12 protein-coding genes and 1 pseudogene are annotated in these 20810 nt (G+C 32.5%); 1 reads left to right on the top strand and 12 read right to left on the bottom strand.

Annotation, left to right across the window (positions count from 1 at the left end; all coding sequences use genetic code 11):
* Nucleotides 1-12: 12 nt before the first annotated feature.
* The 12 genes and pseudogenes from Q4548_RS00315 to Q4548_RS00255 form a co-directional block, all read right to left on the bottom strand.
* Nucleotides 13-135 (bottom strand): hypothetical protein, encoded by a 123-nt coding sequence (locus Q4548_RS00315; RefSeq protein ID WP_303450041.1) that lies wholly within the window; start codon nt 133-135, stop codon nt 13-15.
* Nucleotides 136-345: 210 nt separating this feature from the next.
* Entirely contained in the window at nt 346-501 is a 156-nt protein-coding gene (locus Q4548_RS00310; protein WP_303450039.1) for a hypothetical protein, read from the bottom strand.
* Nucleotides 502-542: 41 nt separating this feature from the next.
* Nucleotides 543-2381, bottom strand: a complete 1839-nt coding sequence (locus Q4548_RS00305; RefSeq protein ID WP_303450036.1) for a sulfatase — start codon at nt 2379-2381, stop codon at nt 543-545.
* Nucleotides 2382-2468: 87 nt separating this feature from the next.
* Nucleotides 2469-4454 carry a T9SS type A sorting domain-containing protein gene (locus Q4548_RS00300; protein ID WP_303450034.1) on the bottom strand — a complete coding sequence of 662 codons (1986 nt, stop codon included), beginning with the start codon at nt 4452-4454 and terminating at the stop codon, nt 2469-2471.
* A 394-nt stretch (nt 4455-4848) separates the two neighbouring features.
* Nucleotides 4849-6387 carry an arylsulfatase gene (locus Q4548_RS00295; RefSeq protein ID WP_303450032.1) on the bottom strand — a complete coding sequence of 513 codons (1539 nt, stop codon included), beginning with the start codon at nt 6385-6387 and terminating at the stop codon, nt 4849-4851.
* 279 nt (nt 6388-6666) lie between these two features.
* Nucleotides 6667-8184, bottom strand: coding sequence for an arylsulfatase (locus Q4548_RS00290; RefSeq protein WP_303450029.1), 1518 nt, complete (start codon nt 8182-8184; stop codon nt 6667-6669).
* Nucleotides 8185-8193: 9 nt separating this feature from the next.
* On the bottom strand, nt 8194-9336 hold the full coding sequence (locus Q4548_RS00285; RefSeq protein WP_303450027.1) for an alpha/beta hydrolase: 1143 nt from the start codon (nt 9334-9336) through the stop codon (nt 8194-8196).
* Between the two features lie 10 nt (nt 9337-9346).
* Nucleotides 9347-10738, bottom strand: a pseudogene (locus Q4548_RS00275) (sulfatase-like hydrolase/transferase).
* A 139-nt stretch (nt 10739-10877) separates the two neighbouring features.
* Nucleotides 10878-12467 (bottom strand): arylsulfatase, encoded by a 1590-nt coding sequence (locus Q4548_RS00270; RefSeq protein WP_303450024.1) that lies wholly within the window; start codon nt 12465-12467, stop codon nt 10878-10880.
* A 43-nt stretch (nt 12468-12510) separates the two neighbouring features.
* Nucleotides 12511-13980: an arylsulfatase gene (locus Q4548_RS00265; RefSeq protein ID WP_303450022.1), complete on the bottom strand. Its 1470-nt coding sequence runs from the start codon at nt 13978-13980 to the stop codon at nt 12511-12513.
* Between the two features lie 83 nt (nt 13981-14063).
* On the bottom strand, nt 14064-15224 hold the full coding sequence (locus Q4548_RS00260; RefSeq protein WP_303450020.1) for a putative glycoside hydrolase: 1161 nt from the start codon (nt 15222-15224) through the stop codon (nt 14064-14066).
* Nucleotides 15225-15297: 73 nt separating this feature from the next.
* Nucleotides 15298-16830, bottom strand: a complete 1533-nt coding sequence (locus Q4548_RS00255) for an alpha-L-fucosidase (RefSeq protein ID WP_303450018.1) — start codon at nt 16828-16830, stop codon at nt 15298-15300.
* 751 nt (nt 16831-17581) lie between these two features.
* On the opposite strand from Q4548_RS00255, the gene Q4548_RS00250 reads away from it, so the two are divergent.
* Entirely contained in the window at nt 17582-20809 is a 3228-nt protein-coding gene (locus tag Q4548_RS00250; RefSeq protein ID WP_303450016.1) for a TonB-dependent receptor, read from the top strand.
* The last annotated feature ends 1 nt before the right edge of the window (nt 20810 follow it).

The raw sequence follows: 20810 nt of genomic DNA, 5'->3' as shown, positions 1-20810 counted from the left end.
TGTATTATAAAATTATTTGTGAATTATTGTTTTTAACTTTTTCAATAATTCAAATGACTCTAGAGAAACAGAAACATCCTCATACATTTCTAAATTTATAGACAAAGGATATTTATTTTGTTGGGTTTTTTTCATCAAGGTAGCTTTAATATATTAGCCAAATTTACTTCTGGTTTAGCTATAAAAGCATAACGAATGTATTTAGGTTTTGAGATTTTGACTAGTATTATAAATAACAGTTTTTTCATGAGGTATATAATTGTAGGTGAAAATTTAATTCAATTCTGATACTAAGGTTTTACACTTTTGTCTGTATTCGTTTAAAACTTTGATATAGTTTTTATCTCATGCTAAATTATTTTGTCCTTTTGAGTCTTTAATAATATCGAATAATTCCTCGTAAATAGGTTGTTCGTTATTGTTTGAAGATTGATTAGGAACATATTTATCTCTGTCGTTTTCTTTACTAAATGAACGAATATATTTAACAGGACTATCCAATACGGAATCTTTTCAGGTAATATAATGATGAGTTAAATATATTATTTAACTTGTATTGCTTTCGTTGCAAATATTTTTGTGGTTTTTTGGTAACCGGCATCTGGATAACTAATTAAAAAATTGTTTTCGTCAACCAAATTAAAGACATAATGTGTGGTTCCTTTAGGTAATTTTACGCAAACTTTATTACCAATAAGCCTCATGGTAATAGGAAACCAAATTTCACCTTTTACCCCTCCATTTTTAGTATATATTAACTCTGCTTTTACAACTTTAGCACCATTGTTTTTGTATTCTAACCAAACTTCTTTTCCATCCACACCATTTTTAACAACAGTAGGTATTTTAGCTTTGTTAGGTAATTGTGCTTTACTTGTAGGGTTTAAAAAAGGATACCTCGCATTTAATTTTTCTAATCGCTGTTTCAAAAGAAGATCCATTTCTTTTGCTTTTTCTGGCATTTGAGTTGCTAGATTTTTAGATTCCTCAATATCGACACGTTTTAAACCGTTTTCATAAAGCTGATACAATTCTAAAGTAGCTTTTTTTTCGGTATCGGTATATTGACGGACTAATTTATAATCATCAACACGCAAAGTAGATTGCATAGAACTGTTTGGAAAGTGCCACATCATCGTATTTCTAGGTGCTCCTGTTTCCGTATCTATAACTAGTTTAGCATCTGTTGGGTCTTTATCTAACAATGTAGATAAATCGGCACCATCTAATATTTGATTGTCTTCTTTTTGGGTTCCTGTCCAACTCAATATTGTAGGATAAAGGTCAAGACCATTTACCATTACGTTAGATTCTATATTTGAAGAAATTGTTGGACCTTTTACAATAAAAGGAACTCTGGTACCTCCTTCTTTAGCATTGATTTTCCCTTTATCTAATGGATAGTTGTCTGTAATAATTTCACCAGTATGTTGCTCCATACCACCATTATCAGAAGTAAAAATCACATAGGTGTTTTCAATTAACATATGTCCAGGCCATCTAGGATCTTCTGTTTGCTCAAGGTACTTAATCAATAAACCTGTATAATGGTCAATCGTTTCTACCATGGCAGCATAATAGGCATTTCTTTGTCCTTTTTCTTCCCAAAGATCCTTTTCTTTAGGATAATCTATTCCTAACTTCTGGTAGTATTTTTTTAACAATGCTTCACTTCTTGTATGAATTGGTGTATGCACTAAACGAGAAGCATAAAAAAGAAAAAATGGATCTTTTTTGTTTCCATCCATAAAATCAATACCATCTTGAGTAATGTCATCAAACGGAAAACCTTCTTCATCTAAATAAAAGGGATCAGATTTGTCGGCAGTTGAGAACCCTTTTGTGCGATCCTCCATTCTTTTATGAGATCCAAAACCATGCTTTGAGAAATCAAAACCTTGATCTTTCGGTTCTGGATAGTCTGTTACTGCAATACCTACATGCCATTTACCAGAATGTCCAGTTTTGTAACCATTGGTTTTAAGAGATTCGGCAATTGTAACTTCTGATGTGTCTAAAGCACCTCTCATCCAGGGACTTATTAATGAGGATCCATAATTAAAAGGCAATGGTGGATGACCTCCTCTAACACTAGTTCTTTCTAGACGAACAGGATGTTTACCTGATAAAATAGCTCCTCTAGAAGGAGAACAAACAGTTGCAGCAGAATAAGCTTGCCAAAAAAGAACGCCTTCTGTAGCTAATTTATCAATATTTGGTGTTTCGAATGGAGAAGGTTCGTCAATATCGTAACACTTTACATCTTGCCAACCTAAATCATCGGTTAAAATTAATACTACATTTGGCTTTTTTGGTCTTTCTTGTGCAAAACTGCTTGATGTAATTAAACAAGCCATTACTAATAGAAATACTTTTTTCATAATTTTGTTCGATTATTTTATTTGCGTAATTTGGATAGTGCTTCCCTTTCTCATAAAAAGGGTTTTATCAATATCGTTTGTAGAAAACTACTCTTTTAATAGTTTCAAATGTTCTTTACGTCCATCCTTATAATTTACCTGTAATAAATACAAACCAACACTTAGATTTGATATATCTATGTTTTTATATTGATTATTAAATTGATATGATTTAGCTCCTAGTGCATTATACAAAACACCAGATGCTACCTCCTTTGTAAGACTAAAAACATCTTTTACAGGATTAGGAAATGCTCTAAGAGGTAAATCATCCTTCAGGCTAGTTTCTATAGAGAGGTTTTGATCTTCTCCAACAAGAAATGCTCCCTCTGGACGTACATAAACTGTAGCATCCGCATTGATAGCAAATTGTTGATCTATAAATGTTAATATTTCTACTTCATCTTCTGATGTGGTACCATCTGTAGCTGTTGTGTTTGAAAATGTAACGGATCCTCCTGCATCTGTAATTCTTTTCGCAAAACGATACGCTTGTTCATCATCAAACATTAAGTCAGACCTTTCGCTAGACCAAGTAGATCTTATAGGTAAAAACAAATGCTTTAATGTTTGTTTAGAGTTTTCTTCATATATAGATATTGATGATTCTTCAATATCTGTTACTGTGAATTCTTCATACGCCCAAGAATTAGGAGGAGCTCCTTGCCCTAAAGGTGTAATATGCCCTGCTGTAAGGTCTGACCAAGGGTTAGTTGCTGTCATCTTTATAATAGCATAATCTCTATTAGGATCATCACCAGTTCCATCAACACCTACCAATTCATCAACTCCATCAGTATCTACCAATATTAAATCTCCATTTTCATCAACAAAAGAATCTTTATCAATATTGGTTGTTATGATAGCATTAGGAGCTGCATTACGAATCATTGCTACAAATTCAGCTTTTTGTTCAGTAGTGCTAGCAACATCATTAGCTCCAAGACTATTATTTATATTATAACTTCCAAATGAATCAAACCAATATCCATCAACTCCTATTTCTGTAAAACGTTTGATGTAACCTTCACAATAGTTCATCCATGCTGCATGACCATCACCAGCAAAATAAGTATCTACATAATTATTCCAAGCTACTGCTCCTGCTGCTGTAGCTCTATTTGCTGGACTTTGCGTATTTACATATAAAATAACTTTTTTACCTGAATTTTTAAAGATATCAATAACATCAATAATGATTTGTTCATTAGCTAAACTAGGTACAAATTCTTCATCTACAACTGAACCTGTAGCTCCCATTACAGTATCTACATTAGGATTTGTTCTTAAAGTCCATAATTGTGAATTTGCATTATTGGTAGCATTGGTTATTACATGCCCCATTGTAGGATAACTGTCAGCAATTTCTTGCGCTCCTGCAATATAATCATAGCCTCTATTATCCACATAGTCATCTAAATCCTCCCCAGCTCTTATGTAAAAACGACCACCCCAAGATCCTTTAAGAACTTCTTCAAGAGGTATTTGTGGTATGGATCCGTGAATCTGATCTATATAATAAGTTATTGTAGATGTTGATTCTTGTCCATTTCCATAACCTATATCTAATTGATTATAACCTCCACTTCCTAAGCCTTCTGTTGTGAAATCAGCTTTATCAAAAACAAAAGAAAACTCTTCCCATGCCTGACCTATTGTGAATTTTTTTGTTATCTGTTTAAAATCTCCAGTAGTTGTATTTCGTAAATAGATACGTAGTCGATTTGGTTCAGACGATAAGTCTGAAGTGGCAACATCTGTATAGGCTTTTAAGGTAATTGTATATTTTGAAGCAGTTGTTAGTGGGGTAAATAAATCAAAATAGGTGAATCCTCTATTTACATCTGCATTTCTAACAAACTTAGAACTTGTTGTGTTTATATTTATACCGCTAACATCTGGATTGGTTTCATCTGTAGTAAAAGTACCATCTACTGTTCTTGTAAATGTAATGTTTTCCGTTTCAGTTTCGTTTTCATACCAAAGATGTTGTGCATGAATTTTGTTTCCTAACAAAAGGAAAAGAGGTGACATTAATAATATCTTTAGCTTTGACATTTTGTGTTTTTTTACTATAAGAACTGATATTTGTTTTTAACATTTTTACTTTTCAGATTGAAAAAAAAATATTCCTTCTTAATATATAGTTCACAATTTTGCCTTTTTTTTCTTATAACTCATGCTTATTTAGGTCTTTTACTATCTCTTTTCAATTATAAAGCAACAAGAATAATCAATATACATTGATTAAGGTGTTTGTTTTTAGTTGTTTATGTGTTTGTGAGAAGTGGATGATAAATCTTACTTGTATAAGAATTCTTCTTTTTTATATAAAAAAGCATAAAAAAAACTGAGCAATACATCATAATTTTTATGTGTTGCTCAGTTTGTATTTGTGAGAAATTATATTTCAAAAATTCTAAATAAGTTATTTTTTAGATTTCTTCTTTTTCATTTTATTTTTAGCCTTTTGACTTCTATTAACAGTTCTTTTTTTCCATAAAATAATATCATCAATATCATTTTGAGAAAATTCTCCTGTTGTACCTCTTCCATTTTTAATATCATTTTCTAAAAGTTGTAATAGCTTTTCTGCAATTTCTGGACGCTCTAAGTATAAATTATTTGTTTCGGCTGCATCGTTTTCCATGTCATATAACTGAGCAATAGGCATATTGTCTAATGTAGTATCATCTTCTTGTGGCGAGCTCCAACCTCCTGATCCTCTAGCTAATAACAACTTCCATTTTCCTTGTCTATATCCAAAATGTCCACTAATTGAATGATGTATCACACCAGTTCTAGTACTCTTTATTTTATGACCCTTTAAGGCTGGTAAGAAACTAACACTGTCTTCACCACTATTACTAGGTACAGCTACATTTATAATGTCTGAAAAAGTAGCAAATACATCTGTTAAACAGATTAAGTTATGATTTACAGAACCCGATTCTACTTTACCAGGCCATCTTACAATAAAAGGAACACGGTGACCTCCATCCCATAAATCAGATTTAGATCCTCTAAAACCTGCACTTACAATATGTCCTTTTTTCTCAAGTCCTTTTATATTTGCTGCTTTAGAAGTTCCATTATCGCTACTAAAAATCACCAATGTGTTTTCAGAAAATCCATTATCTTTTAGTGCTTTTGTAATTGCTCCTACTGTAGCATCTGTTTGCATTACAAAATCGGCATAGGCTCCAAGTCCACTTTTACCTTGCCATTCTTTAGAAGGGAGTATTGGTGTATGTGGAGAACCTAAAGGAACATATAGAAAAAATGGTTTACCATCTTTATTTTTTGCTTGGTCATTAATATAAGCTACAGATTTACTGGTCAAACGAGGTAACATATTTATTTCGTCTTCATGAAGAATTACTTTGTCGTTTTCTATAACTGCTTTCATACTACCAGCATGGTGAAAACCATGGTAATAATCAAATCCTCTATGAATTGGTCCATCTGGTATGGTTGAACCTACAGGAGGCAAATTTCTACCCTTTTTTCGAATCGTTGTTTTCGAAATAGAATCTATATATTGAAAATTCAAATGCCATTTTCCGATGATTGCTGTATTATATCCTTGATTACCAAGGAAATTTCCAACCGTTGGACGGTCTTCTTTAATTAAATCTGGAGCAAAACCAGATACTACTCCGCTTTGTAGCTTAGATCGCCAGCTATAACGCCCTGTCATAATTCCATAACGAGTTGGTGTACAGACAGAAGACCCTGAATGTGCATCTGTAAAAACCATCCCTTGCTCTGTTAGTTTATCTATATGTGGTGTTTTAATTTTACTTGTTTCTGGAGCCAAACTTTGTACATCTCCATAGCCTAAATCATCACATAATATAAAAACGATATTAGGTTTTTCTGAATTTGTTTGGGCATTTGAAAACCAAATGGCAGACATCAATAGGATAAAAACTATTCTCTTATTAAAAAAAATAAATGTATTCATGAGTATTTAATTTTTAGGTTTTTTTAGGTGTAAACAGATTCATATAATAAAATATTTTTGATTGAATCATCATAAGAGTGAAGTTCACTTAGACAAAATTAAATCGATATTTAAAACTACGTTTTCTGTATTCTTTTTTTTTCTTACTTTAATCAATCATATTAGTTATATGAGCACTTATTTCTTTACTTTTTATAGACACGGGGGTGTTTTAATTGTCATGTATTAACCTTAATCAGTTGTGTTTTTAGTTTCGGAAAATTTTGGGTTTAGGAAAGGTTATTGGTTGCCACTTTTCCATAAAACAATATCTTCTATATCGTTTTTAAATTGAGATTCTTTTGTAGTATGACCGTTGTAAACATCAGATTTTAATTGCTCCAATAATTTTTCAACAATTTCAGGATGTTTTTTATACAAATTTGTAGTTTCTCCAGGATCATTTTCTAAGTTGTATAACTGTACTTTAGGAGCTGTTTTTGCCTCGTTTTCTCTAGGTGATGACCATCCTCCAGATCCCTTTGCTAATAAAAGTTTCCATTTCCCTTGACGATAAGCAAAATGACCACTAACTGAGTGGTGTATAATTCCTTTACGATTAGAAATTATTTTTTTCCCTTTTAATGCTGGTAAAAAGCTATAACTATCCTCCGCAAATCCATTAGGAATATTTTGTTTCGTAATTTCAGACATGGTAGAGAAAAAATCAGTTAAACAGATTGTTTCGTTGCTTTTAGTACCTGCAGTAACTTCTTTAGGCCAACGAACAATAAAAGGCACTCTGTGTCCACCTTCCCACAAATCTGCTTTAGATCCTCTGAATTTTCCACTTGGATAATGACCTTTTTGAATCATATCGGAAATTCCAGCATGTTTTGAACAGCCATTGTCACTAGTAACAATTATAATAGTGTTTTCGGTCAAGCCCATTTCATCAACAGCGTTTACAATCTTACCAATAACATCATCTGTTTGCATGACAAAATCTCCATATTTTCCTAATTCACTTTTACCAACCCATTCTTTAGAGGGGAGGATAGGGGTGTGTGGAGATGTAAAAGCTACATATGTGAAAAATGGCTTATCACCTTTGTAGTTTTTAATATAATCAATAGTTTTTTCTCCAATTTTTGAAAGTACATCTACAGCTTTAAATTCTGGATTTTTAGGAGATAATTTTTTTCCGCTAAGAGTCATTTCACATTCTCCTATAAATTTATCATCTTGAATATAAATATAAGGAGGCATGTCTAATGAAGCCGAGATACCATAAAAAGTATCAAAACCTCTGTCTGTAGGTCCGTTTTTTATAGTTCCTTTCCAATTTACATTAGGTTTTTTAGGGTATCTACCTACGGCAGGGGTTCCATTAAAAGGTAAATCCATCCCAAGATGCCATTTTCCAAAACAAGCTGTATGATATCCTTGGTTTTGTAGAAAATTAGCAACAGTTAAACGATTGTTTTCTATTAAAGGAGGGCTAAAGCCCCATAGAACACCTTTTTGCAATTTGGTTCGCCAATTATACCTACCGGTAATAATACTATACCTACTAGGAGTACATACAGATGAACTTGTATGAGCATCTGTAAAAATCATACCTTGAGAAGCCAAGTGATCCATTTGAGGAGTATCTATTTTACCATCAGGGTTTAAATATTTAACATCGCCATAGCCTAAATCATCCGTTAGTATATAAATTACATTTGGGAGAGTTTCTCTTTTTGTTAATAATTTTTTCTTACAACTTATTAATGAAATAGATATGAGAAAAAGTAAAAAAGGTTTAAAATTCATAGAAAATAATTATAGGTGTGAAACAAAGTAATCAATAGTAGTCTGTTCTATTTGCTCTTTTGTGGGATCAATATCAGCTCCTACTTTTCTCCAGTTATGACCTGCATTTTTAACAATAATAACAGACAAAGAAGCTTTTACTTTAGTTGCTTTTTCATGCATATAATAAGCATGTTTTACAGGAATAGTTGTGTCGCTATCTCCTTGAATCATTAATAAAGGAGCACTGTTTTTAGTTAAGTAATTAATAGGACTCATTTCTCTATACAATCCCAATTTATCTCTTTCTTTCGTATCAGACATTAAAATTCTAGGTCCAAATCTGTCGTGAAAATTTGCGCGATCATCATGATTAAATAAATCAGACTTTTCAAAATCACAAGGGCCATACCAAGAAACTCCAGCAACCATGTTATAAGTGTAAGAAGCTAAATCAGGATCTCCTTTTAAAGTTTCTGGAGCACTTAATAATAACATTTGGGAAATTTGACCACCAGCAGAATCTCCAAAAGAATAGAAACGATTCACATCAACTCCTAATGTTTCGTTATGTTTAGACAAATAACGTAAGGCATCTTTACAATCTATCACACAATCTCTCATGGTAATATTTCCACCATTTTTCCAAAGTCTATAACTTACAGATACCACACAAAATCCTTTTTCTAAAAGTGCTGTATGTACCGTTTTAAAAGAAGCATTAGCTGCTCCATGTCTGCTACCTGCTGTCCAACCACCACCGTGAGTATAAATAACCACAGGTAACTTATCTGTTTCTTTTGCATTTTTAGGGTAATAAATATCTAAGTATAAATCTTGTTCTTTGGTTGTTTTATACAATACATTTAGTTTCCTTTTTTCTACGGTGTTTAGATAAGGAACTTGAATTTTACTAGCATACTCCTTGAAACTTACTTGATTGTCTATATTAACATCAAATCGTTTTAATTTTTTCCAGCTACGCTCGTTTTCACTTTCAGAAAATTGACCATCCTTATTCTTGTCTAATTTTTCCCAAGATTTTTGGATGTAAATATCGAGATACGCTCCATTTGATTGATCGTCTTTTTGTGCAACTCCTTTTAATAATGGAAATGTGATGAATAGGATTACGAATAAAGGATTTAATTTAATTTCTCTAAATATTGACATAATTCTATTCCTATTTATTACTATACTCTTGTTTCTTGTACTTTTCTAAAAGACTACTTAATTCTGCAACCACTTCTGGATGTTCTTTATACAAATTGTTTTTTTCTTCAGGATCATTTATCATATCATATAACGTTCCTGATGCTTCGTTAGGCTTAGGTTCTATATCTTTTGGTTTTGTAAAACCACCTGAACCTAAGTTTGGCGTGTATTTCCACTTATCTTTTCTGATGGAAAACATACCAAACATTGAATGGTGTACTACAGCTTCTCTAATTGGGGTTTTGATATTTGCCGTGTAAGCAGGCCACATGTTATAACTGTCTTCCGCAGCATTTTCTATTCTTGGTTGATTTAATATACCAGATAACGTAGCAAACAAATCGGTGGTACACATTAATTGATTGGATACTAGTCCTGCAGGAATTACACCTGGCCACTGCGCAATGTAAGGTACTCTATGACCTCCTTCGTAAATATCTGCTTTTTGACCTTTGTAAATATAGTTTGCACGATGGGCAAATTTTTCTTTATCTCTATCTGTCCAATTAGACCCGTTATCAGAAGTAACAATAATCAATGTGTTTTCTAGCTGACCTGATTTTTCTAAAGAAGCAACCACTGCACCTACAGCATCATCTACCATTGTAACATAATCACCATAATCGCCAGCTTTAGATTTACCAACGGCTTTACCTACAGGTAACCAAGGTGTATGAGGTGCTGTTAATGCAAAATAAAGAAAGAAAGGAGCATCTGTTTCTTTTTGATCATCAATAAAAGAAACAGATTTTTTTGTAAAATTGTCTAATACTTGATCAAATACAAAATTGGGTGCTTTTTCTCCTGGCCTCCAACTAAGACCTCGACCTTTTCTTTTAACTGTTGTATATTCGGTTGGTAATTCTACAGCTTTTCTATTTTGAATATATAAATAAGGGGGAATGTCTAAAGAAGCGGGAATAATGTACGAATAGTCAAATCCTAAATCACTTGGATCTTTTATTCTTTTAGAAAAATCCACATTACTCAATCCATCTTTCGCCTTTATCGTTTTGTCTCCATCTTTTGGCTGTAGACCTAAACCGATGTGCCATTTTCCAATACATGCTGTTGTATAGCCATTGCTTTTTAGATAAGAGGCAACTGTTGGTCTACTTTCTTCTATTAATGCTGGTTTATAACCATTTTAAACCCCTTTTTTTAAAGAGCTTCTCCAAGCATAACGTCCTGTAATGATACCATATCGAGTAGGAGTACAGACAGAAGAGTTTGTGTGTGCATCTGTAAAATGAACCCCTTCTTTTATGATTTTATCCATGTTAGGTGTTTGAATTCCAGATTCTGAATTTAAAGAGGAAAGGTCTCCATACCCCATATCATCTGCTAAAAATATAAACAATATTAGGAGTGGTTTTTTTAACAATAGTATCTTGTTTTTGGATAGTCGCATTAGACTTACAAGAGGTTGCTAAAAATAGTATTAAAACAAATTTGAATGCTTTCATTTGTGTCTTTAATTTTAGTATTTAGAACTGAACTTATTTTTTAAATGCAAAACTAGCTTGTGGCCATTCGCCTGTAATAGCATCGTTATCTTGTTTTTTTCCAGGAGTACTTCTTCCGTTTCTAATTTGTTGGCCTAATAGTTCTTTTAATTCTTCTACCTTTTCAGGGAATTGATCGGCAACATTATTTCTCTCTTTAACATCCTTTTTTAAATTATACAGAATCTCTTCTGCTGTAACATCTTTATGTTTTTTTGTAGCTCCGGATGCCATAATTCCAGAGTTTGGTGATACAATTAATTTCCAATCTCCTTTTCTAATGGCGAAAACACCATATTTATCATGATGAATAGTTACTTCTCTTAAATAATCTCCTTCATTGGTTAATAATGGTAACATACTAAAGCTATCTTCTGCTTCATTATCTTTAAAGTCATAATTAATGATTTCTGCACAAGTTGCCATAAAATCTGTTGTACAAATGGTTGCGTTTGAAATGGAATTTGGTTTAATTGTTCCTGGCCATTTTACTAGAAAAGGTACTCTGTGTCCACCTTCTAAATAACTTCCTTTATAACCACTGTAAATATAACTTGGACTGTGTTTTTCTTTTTTTAATGTATTTAAATCGTTTGTAGTAGCAAATCCATTATCACTTGTAAACACAACTAGTGTATTCTTATCAATCCCTTTTTCTTTTAATGTTTTAAAGATAGTACCCATTAAATCATCAATCATAATTACAAAATCGGCATAAGGACTGCCAATTTCACTTTGTCCTTTCCATGGTGCAATTGGTAAAACAGGATTATGCGGAGAAGGCAATGGAATGTACATAAAAAAAGGTTTTTCTTTATTGGCATTCTCTTTAATAAATGAAATAGATTTATTTACAACATTTGGTAGTACTTCCTCGTGTTTAAAATCATCTGCAATGTCACCTCTTATCCAAGTTGCATAAGGTGCTTGTTTTTTAGTTTGTGCGGAAATACCTGTTGGTACCATGGTCGCTTTATTATTTTCGATATAGACAAAAGGAGGCATGTTTAAGGATGCTGCTATCATATACGAATAATCAAACCCCATATCATTAGGTCCAAATTTTAAAGGTTGGCTATAATCGATATCTTTGAAATTCAAACGATTTGATGTGTCTGAAAAATGATCAAACTCCGTACTGTTGTTTTTCATCGTCCAATTTAAACCCAAATGCCATTTTCCAATACTAGCTGTTGTATAGCCTTTTTCTTTTAGCATTTGCGCAACGGTTAATCTATCTTTTTGGATTAAACTAGGTGAGTTTCCCCAAGTCACAAATTCCTTTAAAGGGGTTCGCCAATTGTATCTTCCGGTTAAAATACCGTATCGTGTAGGTGTACAAACCGCAGAAGAAGTATGTGCGTCTGTGAACATCATACCTTCTTTACCCATTTGATCTAAATGCGGAGTCTGAATTTTACTGTTTTCATTATAGATGCTTACATCACCAATACCCAAATCATCTGCTAAAATGTAGATAATGTTTGGTTTTTTATCTTGAGAATACATATTGTTTTGAAAACAGATGCATTGCAATATGATTGTTAAAATAAACGTATTTCTTTGGTATGTTCTTTTAAGCATTTTATTAAGTTTTTATGAATTTGTATAACGAGGTGTTCTTAGATTATTTTATAGGTTTTGGACTCCAAGAAGGAATACCTTTTGCTTTTAATTGTTCATAATATTTGGTGTGTAATGGTTGTTTTTTGATTTTTTTACGGTTCTCATTTACCATTAATGGAATAGAGTTGCTCCACCAATTATCATAAGGTTTTTTTAGCTGGTCTACAACATCTTGATGTTCTGCAATTACATTGTTTTTTTCTCCTGGATCAATAGAAACATCATATAATTGATCGGTGTTTACCCATCTCCATTGTTGCGTTCTAACGGCAAAATTATCAAATTTAGCTTCATTAATTTTTCCAGATGGCCATCGCCCACAGTGAACAAACAACATACGATCATCCCATGCTAAATTGGATTTGTTTTCTAACAAGGGGAGTAAAGAACGTCCCTCTAATTTCTGCATTTTTTTTGGAAGTTTAGCTCCAACCAAATCAACAAATGTTTTGTAGATATCTATATGTGCTGTTAATTCATTGATATCACGACCTTCTGCTAATACATTTTTCCAATACCAAAAAAAAGGAACATGATTTCCGCCTTCATATGAAGAGTTTTTTCCTCCTTTTAAATTGGCGTTAAAATGTTTTACTTTTTTTCCGTTTAAAGTTCCGCCTAGATGAGTAGCACCATTGTCTGTGGTAAAAATGACCAAGGTATTGTCTAACGCATTCCACTCTTGTAATTTTTTTATTAAGCGACCAAAGTTGTCGTCTATATTTTCTATCATTCCATATCTACCTGCGGTTCCTTCATCATAGCCTAAGTCTAAGAATCTTTTTTTATATGCTTCTGGAGCTACCAATGGTGCATGAGGAGCGTTTAAAGAAATATAAGTAAAATATCTTTCTTTGGATTCTATTTTTTGTTTTGTCCACGCTAATGCTGCGTCAAAAAACACATCCGTACAAAAACCTTTTGTTTTTACAATGGTATTGTTGTGTAAAAGCACATTATCAAAATATATATTTTCCTTATTGGGAGGAAAATCACCTAAACCAATTTGCCCAATTCCACCAGCTCCATGTATTAAAACTTCATCAAAACCACGATGTGTTGGTAAGTATTCATCACTATCACCTAAGTGCCATTTTCCAAAAATCCCTGTTTTATACCCAACAGATTTTAAAGCTTGTGGCATGGTAAAAATGTCTAAAGCCATTCTTTCACGCTCTAAAATGGTATGTGTTACTCCAGCTCTAAACTCGTGTCCACCACTCATTAAAGCAGCACGGGTTGGTGCACAAGTAGGGCTTACATGGTATTCCGTAAAGCGTGTAGATTTTTTGTAAAAAGCATCAATGTTAGGTGTTTTTACTACTTGGTTGCCCATGCAAGAAAAGTCTCCCATACCTTGGTCATCTGTCATTACAAAAATGATGTTAGGTTGGCTATTGCTTAAGGGAGGAGATACTTTTGCATAGCTACATAAACAAAATGATAATATCGAAAAAAATAAAGGTTTCATAAAACGATGATTAATTGTAATCAGCTTCATCTTGACTGTTTACTGCTGATCTTTTCCTTGTGAATAATTCTTTTTTATAAACGTTATTTCCAATTTAATTTGGCTTGTTGGTTTTCTATATCTAACCAAACATCTAAATATTCAAAAGACCTAGTATAGATATATCCATCTTGTATTGCATAGCCTGTGGGTTCTCCTAAGTTCTTTTCGTACTGAGAAAATGTTTTTAACCAAACCGCAGATGTCAAACTATTAAAACCATCATGTGGATAGATATAGCTGTATTTTTCAGCACATACTAGAAAAATAGCGAGTAAGTAATCTATCCTGTCATTAAGATTTCCTTCCAATTCAACGGATTCTCTAACATCATCAATACCTATTGTAGATCCATCAATGGCTTCACCAATTCCTAGAGACATAGCAATTACATTTCCTTCTCTGGCTGATTTCTGAACAGCTTCTATTCCCGCTACCAAATAATCGGCATAGGTCATTCCAAAACTTTCATTATCAAAACCTTCTATATAAGATCCGTTAAAGTATTTCAAGAATTCCCTACCTGTGTCTTCAAATTCAGGACGAACACGAATAATGTTGGCAATTAGTAGATTCTCCTCTCCTATTTGGGTGTTTAAATTTTGCAGCATTGTAAAGTAACCTGCTTCTATTTCTTGCTGTTTGTCTTCTCCTACCTTATTTCCAAAGAAGCTAGGAACCAATACCTTAATATTGGCATCTAAAAAAGCTCCATCAATAAACGTACTTTCCGTGATTCTTTTTACATGACTAAGCCAGTAATTCTGTACTATTTCTTGAGAAATATCAAAAAAAGGTGTAACGCCATTTGGCATCAAAGACTTTTCTTCATCATCATTCCTTAAATAAGCTTCAGGATGTTCTTCCAAAAAAAGTTCATCTTCTTCGTAGTTTCCCCAATTGATAACTACATTTTTATAATACAATATTTTTGTGTTTGGATTGATAGATTTGATTGCTTTAGCAGTTTCTAGCGTTCCTGCTTCATTAGATCCAAAAGTTTCATATCCTGTAGATTTTTCTATTGTAATTAAAGGGAATTTTGAAAGATATTCTATTTCATCATTTGTGTATGCTGTTTTTTTACGGACATGCATATACAAAGGTATTTTGTCCCAAGAAAATTCTGGAAAGTTTTTATTTTCTTCAACAATTGACATGGTTTCTGAATCCTCTTCTTTGGTGTCTAGTGCTTTATTAGACACATTGCAAGATATAAGAAGTGATATGACGATAAATGAAAATGAGTATTTGAAATCCATCATTTTAGAAATAAATTTATTTTAACAATAATTTAAATGCAATAATGGGTTGATTAGGCATTTGTTTAGGGCATGTGATTTTTAATTCATTTGTGTTTTGTTCCCAGTAAATGGTTTCATTGCTTCCTAACAGGGATATTTTTTTGATTTGCTTATCTAGTTTTCCGCCTTTCTTTAGGGTTTTAATGATAATATCTTCAGTAGGAGTTGCCAATACAAAAGCATAAAGATTCCCGTCTTTTGTGGTAAAACGAATGTCTTTTTGTGAAAATTCTTTATGATTTTCTCCTTGACGACCCTCTTTTATTTTTAGAGGACCTTCTCCATATATTTTCCAAGGTCTAGTGCCATATAATCCTTCACCATTCACGTCAAACAAATCTTTAAAAGCAGAAAGATATTTTTTTTGTTTTTCTGGAATTACTCCATCGGAAGTAAGGGCAACATTAAGCATAACAACTCCATTTTTACTAATCGCATCTACTCCATTAGCAATCATTACAGGGACCGTCATTCTGTTAATAGCATTTTTTCTGTAAAACCAATTTCCAGACAAATCCGTAGCCCACATCCATGGGTTTGGTTTTATAGTGGCGGCACCACCTCTTTCTAAGTTATAGGTAAAAGCTGCTTTATTGGTAGGCCCAACCTTTAGAGAGAGTACTACATCTTGTTTTCCAGAATTTTTTTCTAAATTTTTATTAATAAAATTAGCAAATAACTCAAGACCTAATCCAGATTCATCTTTACCTTTTTCTTTAGGGTAAGAAGAATCAATATTAAACATATCAGGGTCGTATTTTTGTATAATATCCCAACAACGCTGATACCAAAACTGATTCCATGAATCCTGTTTTGCAAACTCTTTTGGGTGATAATCCATGTTGAAAAAATCCCATTCTGGAGTCCCTTTTTTTTGATATTTACGAGCAGTGGCAAAAAAGCGAGGTGACCAATACAAATGGGTGGAAACTCCAAATTTTAAATCATGTTTTTCTGCGGCTAATTTCCATTCTTTAAGAAAATCTCTTTTGGGTCCCATTTTTACAGAGTTCCATTCAAAAAAAGAATCATACATGTCAAAATTATCATGATGTGTACCAACGGGCATAATAAATTTAGCTCCTATACTTTTAATGTATGCTGTTAATTTATTGGCATCAAAATTTTCAGCTTTAAACTTAGGGATAAAATCTTCATATCCAAATTCGGATAATTCTCCATATTCTTTAACATGCCATTCAGTCAATGTTTCAGTCATTTTAAGTTGACCTTCTTTTTCTCCGTCTATAGCACCATACATTCTTCGTCCGTAATGAGAACCGTCATTGGGTCTGTTTTCATCTATTGAAGAAGGAATTCCGTAATGAAACCAAACTCCAAACTTTCCATCTTGAAACCACTCAGGTACATGATAGTTATCAGTCATAGATTCCCAGTTAGCAGCTATTTTATCTTTCTTAATCTCATTTTGTTTTTTTTGACCAAAAGCCAATAAAGTTGATAAAAACAGAATGATAAGTGGGTTTGTGTAATTTTTGTTTATCAAAATGTTATTTGTTTGATTGTATTTACAAAAATAGATGTCAATAGAAGTTTTGCTGTTACTCTAATTAAGCAAAAACTTGCTATAATTAAGCAGATGGTTGTTTTAACAATAAAAATTTGAAAATAAAATGCTGTAGAAGTGTTGGTTTTATTAAGAATTAAAACTTCATTGTTAAGTGTTTTTGTACTATAGAATTCCGTTTGATTCTGTAATATTACTTGTTTAAAGAATTAGCTTGCATCTATAAAAAGTAATTCTATCTAGGTTTTACGATGAGGTAGGGGAAAATAGTTTGTAAAAAGGATAAAAACAGACTACAAAAGAAATTGTACTAACTTAACAGGAGTAACTTTTACAGAAATGACTTTAGATAATTGAGAATGGATTGATAGAAGGATGGGATACGTAGTGAGTGAGAGAATGTGTATAGGGTATAAAATTAAAGATGATTTTGAATATTTTGTATTGACAAACCTAGTATTTATGCATTCTTTAGGCTAATGCATGAAATGAGTAAAAGAACGAGTGAAATAAGAAACGGTGTTTTGTGTTGTTGATAATATATTCGCATTAAATTAATGAATTTTTTTTATAAATGAGTATTTGTTTTAAAATGCTTGTGATGTTTAGAATTTTTATTGAGAATAGTGTATTTTGATTATTGAGAGAATACCTCATGAAATTTCATTATATGATTATTCAGCTAACACTAACCAAATTATAATTACTTATGAGAGAACAAAAACAAAAAATGAGAAGTAAGCTTCCATTTTTTTTAAAACCAAGCAAGACATTGTTTTTTACGATGTTTTTTGTTTTTATTCAATTTACAGTTGTAAAAGCAAGTGAATTAATTCCTTTTTCATTATCGCAGCAAAATTCTAAAATAATTACAGGAGTTGTGCTAGATGCAGACGGTGTTCCATTACCAGGAGCTTATATTTTAGAAAAAGGAACTAGAAATGGAACGATTAGTGATTTTGATGGGAATTTTACAATCAAGGTTTCAAATGAAGAAGCTAAGCTGAAAATTTCTTTTTTAGGGTTTGTTACGCAAACTGTTTCAGTGAAAAAGAAAACTACGTTAAAGATATCATTAAAAGTAGATACTTCTGAATTAGATGAAGTTGTAGTTGTTGGGTATGGTACGGTTAAAAAAAGTGATTTAACAGGGTCTGTGTCTTCTATTAAAGCAGAAGAAATTTCTAAAATAGGAGCCGTAGGTATAGAACAAGCATTGTCTGGAATGGCTGCTGGGGTTGTTGTAAGTCAAGCGTCTGGTGCTCCTGGCTCTTCAGCTTCTATAGTTATTAGAGGGCTTAGCTCATTAAGTAGTAGTGAACCATTATATGTTATAGATGGAGTTCCAATGGATAACAACAGTACTCCAGGTTTGGGAGATCAAGATTTAGAAAGTGCTACTATTAGTCCTTTATCTCTTATCAATCCTGAAGATATTCAATCTATAGAGGTTCTAAAAGATGCGTCATCCACAGCTATTTATGGGTCTAGAGGGGCGAATGGAGTTATATTAATAACCACAAAAACAGGAAAAGAAGGTAAAGGAGTGATACGTATTGATCAGGATTATTCAATTATACAAGTTCCTAACTTAATTGAATTATTAGATGCTAATGAATATACTATTTTAAATAACGAGGCTAAAGTAAGTGTGGGTGTGGCAGAAAGCACATCACAACGTTTAGATTCAGCACGTCTTGGCTTATTACAATCTAGAGATTGGCAAAAAACATTAATACAAACAGGAACATCTTCTAGCACAAACATTAGTTTTAGCGGAGGAAATAAAGATCTTAATTACTTAGTATCTACAAATGTTTTAAGTTCTGAGGGGATTGTAAAATTAACCGATCTTAACAGAATAACCACTAGAGCTAATTTAAAGGCTAATGTGTCAGAAAAAATTACCTTAGGAACGTCTTTTAATTACTCTCATGTAACCTCTAATCAAAAGGCAATTAACACAGGAAGTAATGATGGTAAAGGAGCTACAAGTGCTTTAAGAAGAGCTTTTAACGCAGCACCTTACTATAAATATGAACTTTTAGAAGAGGATCCTGATGATGCTGAGACACTTGATGGTTTTTCTCCATTAACTTCATTAGAAGCAAATCATTACGAAAACTTATTGACTCAGATTGTTGGAAGTATGAACTTAGAATATAAGTTCAACAAAAAATTTACTTTTAAAACAGCACTTAGCCACCAAAATAGAACTACTGCTAAACGATACTATCAATATGATTTATTAGGTAGATTTTCAGAGGGTGGTAGAGCTAAAACTTCTGATTCAAGAAATACACGTTCTACTATTACAAATACATTAAATTATAAAGGGAAAATTGGTAAGAGCACCATTACGGCATTTATAGGTCAGTCACTAGAAACTACGGAGTCAGAGTCTATTACTGTTTCTAATTTTGGTTTCCCTAATGATTTGTTGACTTACTATGCTCCAGAAACAGCTACTTTTAATGACCCTGATCAAGTAGGTTATTTTAAAACTGCATTATCATCTTGGTTTGGTAGAATCAGTTACAACTACAAAAGTAAAATCTTAGCAACATTAACTGGAAGATATGAAGGAGCTTCTAAGTTTTCCGCAAATAATCAATGGGCATTTTTTCCAGCGGCAGCAATTGCTTATAAAATGTCTAAAGAACGTTTTATGAAAAAAATAGATTTTATAAATGAATTAAAATTTCGTGCTAGTTTCGGATATTCTGGAAATCAAGCTATACAACCTTACCAATCACTAAATCAATATGCTGCTGGTATAACAGGTTTTAACGAAGCACAAACTACATTCTATAGTCCAAACCAAATACCAAACGATAACTTAACTTGGGAAACAACAAGTCAGTTAAACTTTGCCGTAGATTATGGATTGCTAAAAAATAGAATAACAGGTAGTTTTGAGTATTACTTAAAAGAAACTAATGATATTTTATTTGCAGACAATGCAGCTGCTATTCAATCTGGGTTTGCTACCTATACCGAAAATTTTGGACAACTACAGACTGAAGGGTTTGAAATGGATATTACAGCTCATGTTATTAATAAAAATAACTTTTCTTGGACATTAAAAGGGAATTTAGGTACAGGAAAAACAATTATTACAGATATGGCTTCTGATTATATTCAGAGCGGTTGGGATCCTGGATATATTCCTGGAGGAACACAACGTTTGATTATTGGTGAAGAAGTAGGTGCTTTTTATGGATACCAAACTACAGCAATTGCACAATTTGATGATTTTGTAGAGTTTCAAGGGTTGACAAAACAAGATCAAATAGCTTTATATAATGCTGATCCTTCTCGTGGTGACTATACTTTTGTAGAAGGTTTTGATAAAGGAGTTCCTTTTACAGACATTCAAAGAAGACCAGGAGAGCAACTATACGAGGATTTAGATGATAGTGGTGATTTTAATGAAGCAGATAGACAAGTAATAGGTCGTGCTCAGCCAGATATTACCTTAGGTTTTCAAAATACCTTTAAAATTGGAAATGTTGATTTTTCATTCTTTTTTGACTCACAAATAGGAAAAGAAATTGCGGCTATTCAAAATATGAGGTTATTAGAATTTGCTGATAGACAAATGTTGGCACTTGCAACTCAAAGATGGACACCAGAAAGTCCTAGTGCTATTTATCCAAGAGTTAGTACAGAAAACAGAGAGACAATATTTAGCTCTAGATATATAGAAGATGGCTCATTTCTTCGTTTACAAAATATAACTATAGGATATTCATTTACTAAAAACATAGTAGAAAAACTGAACATATCTTCTTTAAGATTGTATGCATCGGCAACGAATATATACACATGGACAAACTATACAGGATACACTCCAGATGTTTCCATCAGAGGTTCTGCTACAAGAGCAATCGGACATGATAATGGAGCATATCCTATACCTACAACAATAAGAATGGGGATCAAATTAAAATTATAGA

Source organism: Wenyingzhuangia sp. 2_MG-2023 (genome assembly GCF_030548295.1).
In the GTDB taxonomy this organism is placed as follows: Bacteria; Bacteroidota; Bacteroidia; order Flavobacteriales; family Flavobacteriaceae; genus Wenyingzhuangia.
Note: the sequence above shows the minus strand (reverse complement) of the source record. Positions and strands in the feature narration are given on the sequence as shown.

What these genes read in the sequence shown, in the direction of transcription:
- Q4548_RS00250 (WP_303450016.1), top strand. Translation starts at nt 17,582, where the DNA reads ATGAGAAGTAAGCTTCCATTTTTTTTAAAACCAAGCAAGACATTGTTT.
- Q4548_RS00290 (WP_303450029.1), bottom strand. Translation starts at nt 8,184, where the DNA reads ATGAATTTTAAACCTTTTTTACTTTTTCTCATATCTATTTCATTAATA.
- Q4548_RS00295 (WP_303450032.1), bottom strand. Translation starts at nt 6,387, where the DNA reads ATGAATACATTTATTTTTTTTAATAAGAGAATAGTTTTTATCCTATTG.
- Q4548_RS00270 (WP_303450024.1), bottom strand. Translation starts at nt 12,467, where the DNA reads ATGCTTAAAAGAACATACCAAAGAAATACGTTTATTTTAACAATCATA.
- Q4548_RS00300 (WP_303450034.1), bottom strand. Translation starts at nt 4,454, where the DNA reads ATGTCACCTCTTTTCCTTTTGTTAGGAAACAAAATTCATGCACAACAT.
- Q4548_RS00305 (WP_303450036.1), bottom strand. Translation starts at nt 2,381, where the DNA reads ATGAAAAAAGTATTTCTATTAGTAATGGCTTGTTTAATTACATCAAGC.
- Q4548_RS00285 (WP_303450027.1), bottom strand. Translation starts at nt 9,336, where the DNA reads ATGTCAATATTTAGAGAAATTAAATTAAATCCTTTATTCGTAATCCTA.
- Q4548_RS00315 (WP_303450041.1), bottom strand. Translation starts at nt 135, where the DNA reads ATGAAAAAAACCCAACAAAATAAATATCCTTTGTCTATAAATTTAGAA.
- Q4548_RS00265 (WP_303450022.1), bottom strand. Translation starts at nt 13,980, where the DNA reads ATGAAACCTTTATTTTTTTCGATATTATCATTTTGTTTATGTAGCTAT.